The sequence below is a fragment of the Geminicoccus harenae genome (assembly GCF_019800005.1).
Taxonomy (GTDB): domain Bacteria; phylum Pseudomonadota; class Alphaproteobacteria; order Geminicoccales; family Geminicoccaceae; genus Geminicoccus; species Geminicoccus harenae.
The window spans coordinates 34,957-48,462 of sequence record NZ_JABGCL010000032.1 but is presented as its reverse complement, the minus strand read 5'-3'; the positions used below and the strand labels follow the sequence as shown (position 1 = coordinate 48,462).

General features: G+C 71.6%; 13 protein-coding genes. 12 read left to right on the top strand and 1 reads right to left on the bottom strand.

Annotation, left to right across the window (positions count from 1 at the left end; all coding sequences use genetic code 11):
* On the bottom strand, positions 1-143 hold a 143-nt coding region (locus HLA95_RS29215; protein ID WP_322100102.1), incomplete at its 3' end, for a calcium-binding protein.
* Between the two features lie 331 nt (positions 144-474).
* On the opposite strand from HLA95_RS29215, the gene copM reads away from it, so the two are divergent.
* The 12 genes from copM (at position 475) to HLA95_RS22370 (ending at position 13,476) form a co-directional block, all read left to right on the top strand.
* On the top strand, positions 475-885 hold the full coding sequence (gene copM, locus HLA95_RS22425) for a CopM family metallochaperone (protein WP_191060219.1): 411 nt from the start codon (positions 475-477) through the stop codon (positions 883-885).
* A 96-nt stretch (positions 886-981) separates the two neighbouring features.
* Positions 982-2,130 (top strand): sulfotransferase family protein, encoded by a 1,149-nt coding sequence (locus HLA95_RS22420; RefSeq protein WP_191060220.1) that lies wholly within the window; start codon positions 982-984, stop codon positions 2,128-2,130.
* 254 nt (positions 2,131-2,384) lie between these two features.
* Entirely contained in the window at positions 2,385-3,947 is a 1,563-nt protein-coding gene (crtI, locus tag HLA95_RS22415; protein WP_191060221.1) for a phytoene desaturase family protein, read from the top strand.
* A complete protein-coding gene (locus tag HLA95_RS22410; protein WP_191060222.1) occupies positions 3,944-4,357 on the top strand; it encodes a DUF2141 domain-containing protein in 414 nt (137 codons plus the stop codon). The genes crtI and HLA95_RS22410 overlap by 4 nt, the downstream gene beginning before the upstream one ends.
* Before the next feature lie 13 nt (positions 4,358-4,370).
* A complete protein-coding gene (locus tag HLA95_RS22405) occupies positions 4,371-5,876 on the top strand; it encodes a phytoene desaturase family protein (RefSeq protein ID WP_191060223.1) in 1,506 nt (501 codons plus the stop codon).
* 50 nt (positions 5,877-5,926) lie between these two features.
* Entirely contained in the window at positions 5,927-6,664 is a 738-nt protein-coding gene (locus tag HLA95_RS22400) for a lysophospholipid acyltransferase family protein (protein WP_255592167.1), read from the top strand.
* Positions 6,661-7,797 carry a glycosyltransferase family 2 protein gene (locus tag HLA95_RS22395; protein WP_222184589.1) on the top strand — a complete coding sequence of 379 codons (1,137 nt, stop codon included), beginning with the start codon at positions 6,661-6,663 and terminating at the stop codon, positions 7,795-7,797. The genes HLA95_RS22400 and HLA95_RS22395 overlap by 4 nt, the downstream gene beginning before the upstream one ends.
* Positions 7,794-9,440 (top strand): squalene/phytoene synthase family protein, encoded by a 1,647-nt coding sequence (locus HLA95_RS22390; protein ID WP_222184587.1) that lies wholly within the window; start codon positions 7,794-7,796, stop codon positions 9,438-9,440. Before HLA95_RS22395 ends, HLA95_RS22390 begins: the two co-directional genes overlap by 4 nt.
* A complete protein-coding gene (locus tag HLA95_RS22385) occupies positions 9,437-10,705 on the top strand; it encodes a hydroxysqualene dehydroxylase (RefSeq protein WP_222184585.1) in 1,269 nt (422 codons plus the stop codon). Before HLA95_RS22390 ends, HLA95_RS22385 begins: the two co-directional genes overlap by 4 nt.
* Positions 10,702-11,661 (top strand): 4-hydroxy-3-methylbut-2-enyl diphosphate reductase, encoded by a 960-nt coding sequence (ispH, locus tag HLA95_RS22380; RefSeq protein WP_191062243.1) that lies wholly within the window; start codon positions 10,702-10,704, stop codon positions 11,659-11,661. The genes HLA95_RS22385 and ispH overlap by 4 nt, the downstream gene beginning before the upstream one ends.
* On the top strand, positions 11,654-12,997 hold the full coding sequence (locus tag HLA95_RS22375; RefSeq protein WP_222184583.1) for an aldehyde dehydrogenase family protein: 1,344 nt from the start codon (positions 11,654-11,656) through the stop codon (positions 12,995-12,997). Before ispH ends, HLA95_RS22375 begins: the two co-directional genes overlap by 8 nt.
* Entirely contained in the window at positions 12,997-13,476 is a 480-nt protein-coding gene (locus HLA95_RS22370) for a glutathione peroxidase (protein ID WP_191061004.1), read from the top strand. Before HLA95_RS22375 ends, HLA95_RS22370 begins: the two co-directional genes overlap by 1 nt.
* Positions 13,477-13,506 lie beyond the last annotated feature (30 nt).

Genomic DNA, 13,506 nt, shown 5'->3' with positions numbered 1-13,506 from the left:
TGGTCGTTGCCGAGCCGGCCATAGAGCAGGTCGTTGCCGGCCCGGCCGTAGAGGGTGTCGTTGCCCTTCAGGCCATCGATCGTGTCATCGAACCGGGTGCCGGTGATGCGGTCGTTGCCATTCGTGCCGGTCAGCTTGGCCATGATACCTGTTCCCATCGATCCTGACACTATGGCCGCACAGGTTCTGCCTTCTCGCGGATGTGGTCAAATTAAATATAAACTTTTCGTAACATTTTGGGCAGCTCTACGACAGGTTCGGGTTGGGAAGGGCGCTCGTCTCAGATTAGGGGGTCTGCCAGCAGGCTCTGCCAGCTGTTGAAGGCGACCATGCCCTGCGCAATATCAGCCCGAGTTCTTGAGCGCTGCTTGCCTGGCTAGGCCGCTCGGTCTGGGGCCAGAAGCCTGAGCCCCTGGCTGCCAGTGGCATTGCGGCTCGGCCTCACCATCCGCCCACCAAGCGACGGAGACGAAGATGCGATCCTGCAAGCTCCTGATGGGCGCGGCGCTGGCGGCCTGTCTGGCCGTGCCCTCCATTGCCCAGGAAGCGGTGCATGAGGGCCATGTGCCCGAGCAGGCGGTGCCGAGCGCCGATACCGGCTCGGCCGCGTCGAGCGGCGCTACCAGCCCCGCGCGCGAGGCCATGGAGGCTGCGAACGAGAAGATGCACGCCGCCATGATGCTGCCGCCCGGCACGGATGCGGACGTGCTGTTCGCCCAAGCGATGATCCCGCACCACGAGGGGGCGATCGACATGGCCAGGGTGCAGCTCCAGTACGGCAAGGATCCGGAGCTGCGGAAGCTGGCCGAGGAGATCATCGCCACTCAGGAGGCGGAGATCGCCGTGCTGAAGGACTGGTTGGCGCGCCAGCCGGCAGCACCCTAGCGGAGGCCGCTAGCCCTGGCTTGGCCGTGGCACCGCGCTACCTCTCCAGGGTGAGCGGGCGCGTTGCCCGGCCGGCTGCGGGATGGTGGAGAAGCGATGGGATGGCTGCCGGCACCGGCCTCGCGCGGGCGGGGCAGGGCGCACCGAGTGTTTCACCCGCTGGCCGGTGCGGACCTGCGGGTCCTGGCGGGGCTCCTGGCCGAGGCTGGGCCGATTCCGCCCGGTCGCTGGCACGTCCCCGTCCTGGCCCTGGCTACCGCCATCGGCCGGTTGCCCTTCACCCTTGCGGAAGCCGCCGCCAGCCACTGGCTGCCCGGCAAGGAGACGCTGCCGGCGCCGGTGTTCGTGGTGGGCTACTGGCGCAGCGGCACGACCCATCTGAGCAACCTTTTGAGCCGGCATGACGGCTTCGGCATCCTGCCGCCGATTGCGGTGGGCCTGCCTCAGGAAGCGCTGGGGCTGGCGCGGCTGGTGCGGCCGTTCATCGAGCAGTTCTATCCCAAGACCCGGCTGATCGACGGCGTGCCGCTGGCCCCGGACCTGCCGCAGGAGGACGAGCTCGCGATCGCCAACCTGTCGCCCTGGTCGTTCTATCACGGCGTGTACTTCCCGCGCCGCGCCGGCGACTGGCTGGTGCCGGGCCTGTTCCTCGACGGCGCCGGACCGGAGGAGCTGCGCCGCTTGGCCGCCACGCTCGAGCGCTACCTGGTCAAGATGACCGTCCAGCAGGGGCGCCGGCCGCTCCTGGTGCGCAACCCGGCGCACAGCGCCCGGATCGGGCTGATCCGCTCGATCTGGCCGGACGCCCGGTTCATCCATGTCCACCGCGACCCGCTCACCGTCTATGCGTCGGCGGTGCGGATGTTCCGGACCCTGTTCCAGGAGCTGGCGATCCAGGGGGCCGAGGTCGATGTCGAGGCGCTGGTGCTGGAAACCTACCCGGCCCTCATGGGCCGGCTGCTGCAGGACTTCGCGGTCCTGCCGCCGGGCCTGGGCTGCACCGTGCGCTTCGAGGATGTCGAGTGTGACCCGCTGGGCCAGCTGGAGCGCATCTTCACCGAGCTGAACCTGCCGGGCTTCGAGGACGGGCTGCCGAAGTTCCAGGCCCATCTGCGGGCGGTGGCCAGCTACCGCAAGGCGGAGCACCGGCTCCCACCGGACGAGATCACCCTGGTCCAGCGGCACTGGCGGCCCTTCATCGAGCGCTGGGGCAGCCCGATGCAGCCGGCAGCCACGCAGCGGTGATCCAAGGCCCGGCAGTGTACGTATGACTATGCTTGATCAAGTGTTGGATGCACACTTGATTACAGTTGCAAGGCATCGCCATGGGAACACGCCTCCGGTCGATGCCGGAAAATAATTGATCGGCAGTGCCTTGCCGTTCCGTATCGGCGTATTAGTTCGCCTGATCGAGCGGTGACTTCCATGCGAGCTGACCGGTACGGGCGCGTCGCGTGGGAGGCCGGCTCGGAGCCAAGGGACGGCGGGGGCAAGAAAGCATGCCGACGAGGAGCACAACGCATGTCGGTGTGATCGGCGCCGGGCCGGGTGGCCTCGCGGCTGCCCTGCTGCTGGCCCGGGCCGGCATTCGCGTGACCCTGTACGAGCGCGCGGGCCAGGTCGGCGGGCGCACCCGCACGATCACCGCCCCTGGCGGCTATCGCTTCGACCTGGGGCCGACCTTCTTCCTCTACCCCCGGATCCTGCGGGAGATCTTCGCCAGTTGCGACGCCGACCTCGACCGGATGGTCGAGCTGCGCCGGTTGGACCCGCTCTACCGGCTGGTGTTCGAGGGCGGCGGCGAGCTGGCCGCCTCCGCCTCGCCCGAGCGGCTGGCCCGGGACATCGCGGCCCTGTCGCCGGCCGACGGGCCGAAGGTCGCGGGCTTCCTGGCCGACAACCGTGAAAAGCTCGCCGCCTTCCGGCCGGTGCTGGAGAACCCGTTCACCCGGATCACCGACTATCTGCGCCCGGACGTCCTGGCCTCGCTCGGCCGGCTGCGCCCGTTCACCTCGGTGGATCGCGACCTGCGCCGCCACTTCACCGACCCCCGGGTCCGGCTCGCCTTCTCGTTCCAGAGCAAATATCTCGGCATGTCGCCGTTCCGCTGCCCGAGCCTGTTCACCATCCTGAGCTTTCTCGAGCACGAGCACGGCGTGTTCCACCCGATGGGCGGCTGCGGCGCGGTGTCCGAGGCGATGGCCACCCTGGCACGGCGGCTGGGTGCGCGGATCCGGCTGGGCACGGAGGTGGAGCGGATCGAGTATGCGGGCGGCCGGCCGCAGGCGGTCCATGCCGGCGGCAGCCGCGACGAGGTCGACGCGGTGGTGATCGGTGCCGACTTCGTGGGTGCGATCGCGCAACTGGTACCCGAACCCGTGCGGCGGCGCTGGGGCGACCGCCGGATCGACCGGGCCAGGCTCTCCTGCTCCACCCTGATGTTCTATCTGGGGATCGAGGGGGAGGTGCCGGATCTGAGCCATCACACCATCCTCCTGGCGAAGGACTACCGGCAGAACATCCGGGAGATCGAAGAGGGCATCCTGCCGCCGCAGCCCTCCATCTATGTCCAGCATGCCGGCTTCACCGACGGCGGGATGGCGCCGCCCGGCCATGCCAGCCTCTACGTGCTGGTGCCGGTACCCAACCTGCGGGCCGGGATCGACTGGCAGGCCGAGCTGCCCCGCTACCGCCGGCTCGTGCTGGAGCGGTTGCGCCATCTGGGCCTGGGCGATCTGGAGCGGCGCATCCGGTTCGAGCGGGTGGTGACGCCCAATGACTGGCAGGACGAGTTCCGAGTCGGGCGGGGCGCCACCTTCAACCTCGCTCACGATTTGCGCCAGATGCTATGGTTCAGGCCGCACAACCGGTTCGCGCCCGGCACCTATCTGGTGGGCGGCGGGACCCACCCCGGCAGCGGCCTGCCGGTGATCTTCGAGGGTGCCAGGATCAGCGTGCGCCTGCTCCTGGAGGATCTGGGCATCGACCATCGCGACCTGCCGATCCTGGACGAGGCGCCGCTGGCCGATGCCGCGGACGAGCGGGTGGAGGTGGCGGCATGAGGGCGATCCTGGCGGTGGCGCTGCTGCTGGCAGCCGCACCTGCTTCCGCCGCCACCCTCACCGTGCGAATCACGGGCGTGGCGGAGGCGACGGGCGTGCTCCGGATCGCGGTCTGCAACAAGAGCTTCGACGAGCAGGGCTGCCCGCATGGGGCGAGCAAGGCCGCGGTGGTGCCGGGCAGGGACGTGCAGTTCCCGGGCCTGGAACCCGGCAGCTATGCGGTGGCGGTCTACCAGGACCTGGACGGCAGTGGCGAACTCAACCGCAACGGGCTGGGCCTGCCGACCGAGCCTTATGGCTTCAGCAACGATGTCGGCCGCATCGCGCCCCCGAGCTTCTCCGGGGCGTTGTTCGAGCTGTCGGGCGATCAAACGATCGAGATCAAGGTCAGGCCGCTGTTCGGCGGCTAGGCGAGGACGGGCGATGAAGGTTGCGGTGATCGGCGGCGGACTGGGTGGACTGGCGGCAGCCTGCGTGCTGGGCGCCAGGGGCCACGAGGTCGTGCTGTTCGACAAGAACGACTGGGCGGGCGGCAAGGCGGCGCTCCTGGAGGAAGGCGGCTTCCGCTTCGACATGGGGCCGACCATCCTGACCGTGCCACGCGTGCTGGAGCGGATCTTCGCCGAGGCCGGGCGGAAGCTGGCCGACCACCTGGAACTGGTGCGGCTCGACCCGCAATGGCGCTGCTTCTTCGACGACGGCAGCCGGATCGACCTCCTCGAGGACGTAGGCGCCATGGCCACCACCATGGACGTGTTCGCGCCCGGCACCTCGGCCGGGCGGGGCTACCGCGCCTTCCAGGACCTGGCCGCCAACCTCCATGGGATCTCCGAGCGGTTCTTCTTCTGGAAGTCGGTGGAAGACCTGTTCGACACGATGAACTTCAAGGAGAACCTGAACCCGGCCACCCTGCGCGACGTCCTCTCGCTGCGCATGGGCCGGTCGGTCGCCGGCACCATCCGCGGCAAGGTCAAGGACGAGCGCCTGGCCCAGATGCTGGACCATTTCACCCAGTATGTCGGCTCCTCGCCCTATGGCGCACCGGCGGTGCTGTGCGCGATCGGGCATATGCAGGCGGCCGACGGGGTCTGGTACCCAATGGGCGGCACCCGCGCCGTGGCGACCGCCCTGCAGGAACTCGCGACCTCGGTCGGCTGCCGGTTCCGGCTGGGCGAGGAGGTGACCGGGCTGGACATCCAGGGCGGCCGGGTGCGGGGCATCGGCACGGCCGGCGGCGTGGAGCCGGTGGACGCGGTGGTGTCCAACATGGACGCGATCCGCACCTACCAGGAACTGGTGGGCGGGCAGGCGGCCAAGCACTACGCGCGCAAGGGCTTCGAGCCCGCCTGCTCGGGCGTGGTGCTCTATCTGGGCCTGGACCGGCGCTACGAGCAGCTCGCGCACCATGACTTCGTCTTCTCCCGCGACCCGGAGGAGGAGTTCGACCATATCTATCGGCAGGGCCGGCCGGCACCCGACCCTACCTGCTATCTGGCGGCACCCGCCGTCACCGAGCCGGGCGTGGCGCCGCCGGGCGGCGAGGCGCTCTATGTCCTGGTGCACACGCCCTATCTGCGGCCGGGCCAGGACTGGCGGGAGATGTTCCCGTCCTACCGGAAGGTCATCATCGACAAGCTCGAGCGCACCGCCGGGATGACCGGGCTGGAGGAACGGATCGTGGTCGAGCGGCACCTGACCCCGCAGGACATTCACGACCGCTACAAGGTGCTGAACGGCGCCATCTACGGGCTGGCGAGCCACGGCAAGTTCCTGGGCGCCTTCAAGCCCGGCAACCGCAGCCGGCAGGTGCAGGGCCTCTATCTGGCCGGCGGGGCCGCCCATCCCGGGCCCGGCATGCCGATGGTGATGATGTCCGGCTGGATCGCCGCGGACGCGCTGGATGCGGATGCCCGGAGCGGCGTGCCGTGACCGCCGCCACGGCAGACCTGCCCCAGCGCTCGCCCTTCCTCTGGGGGTTCATGGCGCGGCAGTTCACCGCCTATCTGGGGCGGCACCTGAACGCGCTGCGGGTGGCGCGCTGGGGCGAGCTGGCCGCGGACGGCCGGCCTTTGGTGATCTACAGCAACCATCCCTCCTGGTGGGATGCGGTGCTCTATATCGTGCTCGCCCGCACAGTGCTGCCCGGCTACGCCTCGTTCGCGCCGATCGACGCGGCGATGCTCGAAAAATACCGGTTCTTCGCCCGGATCGGCGCGTTCGGCCTGGACCTGGAAAGTCGGCGGGGTGCAGTCGAGTTCCTGCGCCGGGCCCGCGCGATCCTGGCCCGGCCGGAGCACGCGCTCTGGATCACCGCGCAAGGCAGCTTTCAGGACGTGCGTGCGCGGCCCGTGGCTTTGCGGCCGGGCATCGCCCACCTGCCCGAGCATGCCGCGGACGCCGTGTTTGTCCCGCTGGCGATCGACTACTGCTTCTGGAGCGAGCGCGGGGCGGAGGCGCTGGTGGCGTTCGGCCCGCCGCTTGCCGCCGCCGAGCTCGCCGCACTGACCAGGCCCGAGCGGCTGGCGCGGCTGGAGCAGGCGCTGGGGGCTACCATGGACCGGCTCGCCGCCGATGCGATCAGCCGCGAGCGCGAACGGTTCCGTCCGCTGGTCGAGGGGCGCCAGGGGGTGGGCGGAGTCTATGATCTCTGGCGCCGCCTGCGCGCGCGGCTGCATGGCGAGCGGTTCCAGCCGGGCCATCTGGAGCAGCGGCCATGACCATAGTCGGCTGGCTGGCCGTGCTGCTCGCCGCCCTGCCGGCGGTGCTCTGCCTGGTCAACCGCTGGGCACTGGCGCGCCGTCTGGCATCGGTTTCGGCCGATCCAGCGCCGCCTCATGTCTCGATCCTGATCCCGGCGCGCGACGAGGCGGCCAATATCGGGCCGGCGCTGGATGCTGCGCGGGCCAGCCAGGGGGTCCGGCTGGAGATCCTGGTGATGGATGACGGCTCGACCGACGCCACGGCCGCGATCGTGCGCGACCATGCCGGGCGCGATCCGCGCGTCCGCCTGCTCCAGGCGCCGCCGCTGCCGGACGGCTGGGGCGGCAAGGCGCATGTCTGCCAGCGCCTGTCCGAGCAGGCACAGGGCGACTTTCTCCTGTTCGTGGACGCGGATGTCCGGCTGGCACCCGACGCTGCGCTGGTCCTGGCCGACCATGCCCGCCGCCATCGCATGGGGCTGGTGAGCGCGGTGCCGCGCCAGCGCATGGCGACGCTGGGCGAACTCCTGACCGTACCCATGATCAACCTGCTGATCCATGGCTACCTGCCGGTGCCGATGATGCGGCGCCAGCCGACCGATCCCTCGCTGGCGGCCGCCTGCGGCCAGCTCCTCCTGTTCGAGCGCAGCGCCTACCAGCAGGCCGGCGGCCATGCCGCGGTGCGCTGGAGCCGCCATGACGGGCTGCAGCTCGCCCGGCACCTGCGCCGCCGCGGCATCCCCACCGACCTGATCGACGGCGCGCGGCTGGCGACCTGTCGGATGTATGACGGCCTGCGCTCTGCCTGGGAGGGCTTCGTCAAGAACGCGCGGGAAGGCATGGCGACCCCGGCGGCATTGCCGGTCTGGACGTTCCTGCTACTGGGTGGTCATGTGCTGCCCTGGCTGCTCCTGGTGCTCGCCCTGCTGGGGTGGGGCTCGCCGGTGCCTGCGCTGCTGGCGCTGCTCCTCTCGCTGGGCATGCGCCTGGCCGTGACCCTCCTGGCGCGCGAGCCGCTGGCCAGCGTGCCGCTGCACCCGCTCACCGTGCTCGTGGCGCTGGCGATCCAGTGGGACGCGCTGATCCGGGGCGGCACCGGCCGCCAGGTTGGCTGGAAGGGGCGCAGCTATCCGAGCGGGGCGGCACCATGAGCATCGCCTTGCCGCAGGCCAAGACTGCCGTGAGCGAGGAGTTCCCGGTGGCCTCGCTGGCTCTCGCACCCTCGCTGCGCCACGCGGTGCTGAGCTTCTACCGGTTCGTGCGCCAGGCCGACGACATTGCCGACGCGCCGCACCTGCCGGCCATAGACCGGCTGCAGATCCTGGCGCAGATCTCGGATCGGCTGGGCGACCCGCGGACGACCGATCCGCTGGTCGCCGCCCTGCAGGATGTCGGGCACCGCCACGACACCGGGCCGGCCGAGGCCCGCCAGTTGCTCCAGGCCTTCGTCCAGGACGTCCGCCAGCACCGTTACCGGGACTGGGACGAGCTGCTGGCCTATTGCCGGCTGTCCGCGGTGCCGGTCGGCCGCTTCCTCCTGCGCCTGCACGGAGAGGACCCGGCCGCCGATCCGCCCGCCGATGCGCTGTGCACCGCCCTGCAGATCCTGAACCACCTCCAGGACCTGTCCGACGACCGCGTGCTGCTCGGGCGGGTCTACCTGCCGCTGCCCTGGCTGGAGGCCGCCGGCGGCGAGCACCGCTTCTTCGACGGGCAGCCGCATCCGCCGCGCCGTGCCGTGCTGGATGCCGCGCTCGACCAGGTGGAGGCCTTGCTGGATGAGGCGGCCTGCCTGCCTGCCCGCCTGCAGAGCCGGCGGTTGCGGGTGCAGGCGCGGCTGACGCTCGCAGCCGGCCATGCCCTGGCCCAGCGGCTGCGCCTGGCCGATCCGGCCCTGGGCCGGGTGCGCCTGACCCGGACCGACCGGCTCTGCCGGATCCTGCCGGCGGCACTCGCCTCCGACCGCACCGACGCCCAGATCACTGCCGACATCGTGCGCCGCTCGGGCAGCTCGTTCCGCTTCGGCATCCGCATGCTCAAGGGCGAGCGGCGCCGGGCGATGCACGCGGTCTATGCGTTCTGCCGGCTGGCCGATGACCTGGCCGACGGTGCCGCACCCGCGGCCGAACGGCAGCGCTTCCTGGATGGCTGGCGCCGGGAGCTCGACCGGCTGGGCGGCACGCCCACGACCCCAGTCGGCCGCGAGCTGGCGTATGCCGTGCGCCGCTTCGACCTGCCGGAGGGCGAGCTGCGCCTCCTGCTGGACGGGCTGTCGGTCGATGCGGTGGACCGACTGCGGATCGGCACGGAGGAGGAGCTGGCCTTCTACTGGCGCGCCGTGGCGGGCTCGGTGGGCATCCTGTCGGTGAGGATCTTCGGCGCCCCGGCAGCCGATCCGTTCGCCCTGGCCCTGGCCCACGCCCTGCAGCTGGTCAACATCCTGCGCGACGTCCGCGAGGACGCGGCGCGCGACCGGGTCTACCTGCCGACTACCCGGCTGGCGCGCCTGGGCGTGGCCGAAGCTGAGGCCCAGGAGATCATCGCGGCGCCGGGCTTTGCCCGCGCCTGGACGGAGCTGGCGGGTGAGGCGGCCCAGGCCTTCGCGCAGGCCGACCGGCTGCTGGACGGCCAGGACCGGCAGGTGCTGCGGCCGGCACTCCTGATGATGTGGAGCTATCGGCCGCTGCTGGACCGGATGCGCCGGACCGGCTGGCAGCCGCACGCGCCGCGGCCCTGCCTTGGCATGGCCGAGAAGGCCAGGCTCGCCTGGCTGGCGGCACAGGTGCCGGCATGAGCGGGCGGCTGCACGTGGTGGGTGGCGGGATCAGCGGCCTTGCCGCCGCCGTCCTGGCCGCGCGCGCCGGCTGGCGGCCGGTCGTGCATGAGGCGGCACCACAGCCGGGCGGGCGCTGCCGGACGGTGCGGCGGGGTGGGCTCTGCCACGACAACGGCACCCATGTCCTCCTGAGCGCCAACCAGGCGACACTCCGGCTGCTCGCCGCCGTGGGCGCGGCAGAACGCTGGGTCGAGCCCGAGCCGGACGGCCTGCCGGTGATCGACCTGGAAAGCAGCCGGCTCGACCGGGTGACCTTGTCGCCCTGGTCGTGGCTGCGCCCTAAGAGCCGGCCGGCAGGCCTGGCACCGCGCGACCTGCTGCGCCTTGCCCGGATCACCGCCCTTCCGGGCCGCCGTTCGGTCGCAGCCGCCGCCGGGGATGAGCCGGGGCTGGCAAGACTGCTCGACCTGATGGCGGTGGCGGTGCTGAACACGCCGAGTGCCGCCGCCTCCGCGGCCCTGCTCGCGAAGGTGCTGCGGCGCATGGCGCTGCCGGGCAGCACCCGGCTCCTGGTGGCGCGCACCGGCCTGGGACCGGACCTGGTCCAGCCTTTGGCGGACGCGGTCATGCAGGGTGCCGAGATCCGCTTTTGCCGGCGGCTGCGGGCGATCGAGCAGGCGGACGGGCAGGCACTGGCGCTGCACTTCACCGACGGCACCGTGCAGCTCGGGCCAGACGACCGCGTGGTGCTGGCCCTGCCGCCGGCGGCGGCCGCGAGCGTCCTGCCGGGCCTGCCCGTGCCCGAACGATTCGCGCCGATCGTCAACCTGCACTTTCCCCACAGTGGCCAGGGCCCGGTGCGATTTGCCGGCATCACGGGCGGGCTTAGTCAGTGGCTGCTGGTACGCCCCGGCATGGCCAGCGTCACCATCTCGGCCGGGCTAGACGTGGTCGACCTGCCAGGCGAGGCGCTGGCGGCACAGGTATGGCCGGAGGTGGCCGCGACGGCGGCGAGGCTCGGCATCGAGCTGCCGGACGGCGGGCCGGAAACTGCCTTCGTGGTAAAGGAGCGTTCGGCCACCCCGTTCCAGGACGAGCAATGGGCACGGGCACCACGGCCAATTCGGGCACCGCTGCGCAACCTCGCCCTTGCCGGCGACTGGACCACTGGCCTGCCGGCCACGATCGAGGCGGCGGTGGTCTCGGCCGGCCAGGCCGTCCGGCGTCTGGGGCGGCCCACTATTGAACGAGCAGGAGCACGCATGGCGGACGCCGCGGCATGAGCAAGCCCAGGATCGAGATCGTGCTCGCGGCCACCCGCGGCTTCTGTGCGGGGGTGGAGCGGGCGATCCATGCGGTCGAGCGCGCCCTGGAGCTGAGCCCCGACGCGCCGGTCCATGTGCGCCATGCCATCGTGCACAACCAGCGGGTGGTAGGGGGGCTGGAAGGGCGCGGGGCGCGCTTCGTCGAGGATCTGGCGGAGGTGCCACGTGACGGCACCGTCGTGTTCAGTGCCCATGGGGTCGCCGCCGCGGTGGAAGGCGAAGCGCGGGCGCGCCGGCTGCGCGTGGTCGACGCCACCTGCCCGCTGGTGCGCCGGGTGCATCACGAGGCGGAGCGGCAGACAACAGCCGGGCGGCTGCTCGTGGTGATCGGGCATCGCGGCCATGTGGAGGTCACCGGCATCGTCGGGCGCTGCCGGGGACCCTCGGCCGTGGTGGAAACCGTGGAGGAGGCAGAAGCCCTGGCCCCGGCCGATCCCGCCAGGCTCGCCTTCGTCGTCCAGACCACGCTCGCGGTGGACGAGGCGCGCCGGATCATCGACGTGCTCCGGCGGCGCTTCCCGGAGATCACCGGGCCGGACACCCGCACGATCTGCTATGCCACCCAGAACCGGCAGAACGCGGTGGCAGGGCTTTGCCGGAGCGTGCAGCGGGTGATCGTCTGCGGCGACCGGAGCAGCTCCAACAGCAACCGCCTGCGCGAGCTGGCCGAGGCGGCGGGCCGACCGGCCGTGCTGATCGCCACCGCCGCCGAGCTGGCCATGCCGTTCCTGGAAGGCGTGCGGACGGTGGGCCTCACCTCGGGCGCATCGGTGCCGGAATCGATCGTGCAGGAAACCATCGGACGGATCGCTTTGCAGTACGAGGTCACGGTGCGCGAGCTGGGCCTGCCCGAGCGTTCGCCCCGGCTTCATCCGGTGAGCTATGCCGAGCTCGATGCGCTGGCCCATGCGTGACAGTGTGGCGGCCGCCCTGGCCGACTTGCGCGCCGCCCTGGCGGCCGAGGGGCCGCTGGACGTTCCCCGGCGCCGGGAACTGCTGGGTGAGCTCGCCGCCGGCCTGCTCCAGGCCAAGGACGCAGCCGTGCGCGCGGCCGACGCCGATTTCGGCGGGCGGGCACCCGAGGAGACGCTGTTCGGCGAGGTGCTGGGCGCCGTCTCCGCGCTGCGCCATGCGCGGCGCCACCTGGCCGGCTGGGCGCGGCCGCGGCGCGTGCCGGTAGGGTTGCCGTTCTGGCCGGCCCGCGCCTGGCTCGTCCCGCAGCCTTTGGGCGTGGTCGGGATCATGTCGCCCTGGAACTACCCGCTGCTGCTGGCCCTGCGGCCGCTGGCCGGCGCACTCGCTGCCGGCAACCGGGCCATGGTCAAGCCGTCCGAGCACGCGCCCCGGACCGCGGAACTGATCGCCCGGCTCCTGGAGCAGCGGCTCGGGCCCACGGTCGCCCGGACCGTGCTGGGCGGGCCCGACGTCGCCCGCAGCTTCGCCGCCCAGCGCTTCGACCATCTCCTGTTCACCGGCAGCACTGCGCGCGGCCGCGAGGTGGCGCTGGCGGCGGCCGCCAACCTGGTGCCGGTCACGCTGGAGCTGGGTGGCAAGTGCCCGGCCGTGATCCTGCCCGATGCCGACCTCGAGGCCGCGGCCAGCGCCATCGTCACCGGCAAGGGGCTGAACGCCGGGCAGACCTGCATCGCACCCGACCATGTGCTGCTGGCAGGCATCGCCGCCAATGACTTCCTGCCTGTCCTCCAGGCGGCGGTTCGGCATCATTTCCCTTCGGGCCTGCCGACCCGGGTGATCCCGCACGGCCGCCCACGGTTCGAGCTGCTGCGCCAGGACGGCGTGGTCCTGGATCTGGTGGTCGATCCGCCCGAGGATTCGCCGCTGGTACGGGACGAGGTGTTCGGCCCGATCCTGCCGATCCACCAGCTCGATGGGCTGGACGCGGCGATCCGGCGGCTGCGGGGCCAGGACGCACCCCTGGCCGTTTATCTGTTCGGCCGGGACCGCCAGGCCGAGCGGCGCCTGCTGGCGGAGGTGCCGGCGGGGGCGCTGGTGGTGGGTGGCACCGTGCTGCAGGCGGCGATCGACGCGCTGCCGTTCGGCGGTATCGGGGCCTCGGGCATGGGGCGCCATGGCGGCAGAGCCGGCTTCGATGCCATGTCCAACCTGAAGGCCCATGTGCGGGCGGGGCGGTTCAGCCTGTTCCGGCTGGGCCAGCCGCCCTATGGCGAGGGGACCAGGCGCCTGCTGGCCCGCCTGCTCCCGGACCAGCCGAGCGGAGGCAGGGCCTGATGACGAACGTGCTGGACCACCAGGTGCGTCGTGCCGACGGCAGCATGCTGGACCTACGGGAATTCGAGGGCAGGGTACTGCTGATCGTGAACACGGCCAGCCGCTGCATGTTCGCGGAGCAACTCCGCGGGCTGCAGGACCTGCACGAGCGCTACGCCGGAGATGGCCTGACGATCCTGGCTTTTCCCTGCAACCAGTTCCGCGACCAGGAGCCGGGCTCCGACCAGGAGATCCAGTCGGTCTGCGCCACGCGGTTCGGCACGGGCTTTCCCGTGCTGGCCAAGACGGAGGTCAATGGCGAGGCGGCCCTGCCGCTGTTCAAGGACCTGACCGCAGCCCTGCCGGGCCTGCTGGGTCAGCAGCGGATCCGCTGGAACTTCACCAAGTTCCTGGTCGACCGGCAGGGCCGGCCGGTGCGCCGCTTCGCGCCGGCGACCCCCTGCCGCATGCTCCGCCGGCCGATCGAGGCGCTGCTGTAGACGCCCGACCGGCCGGTCGGGGTGGTGCTG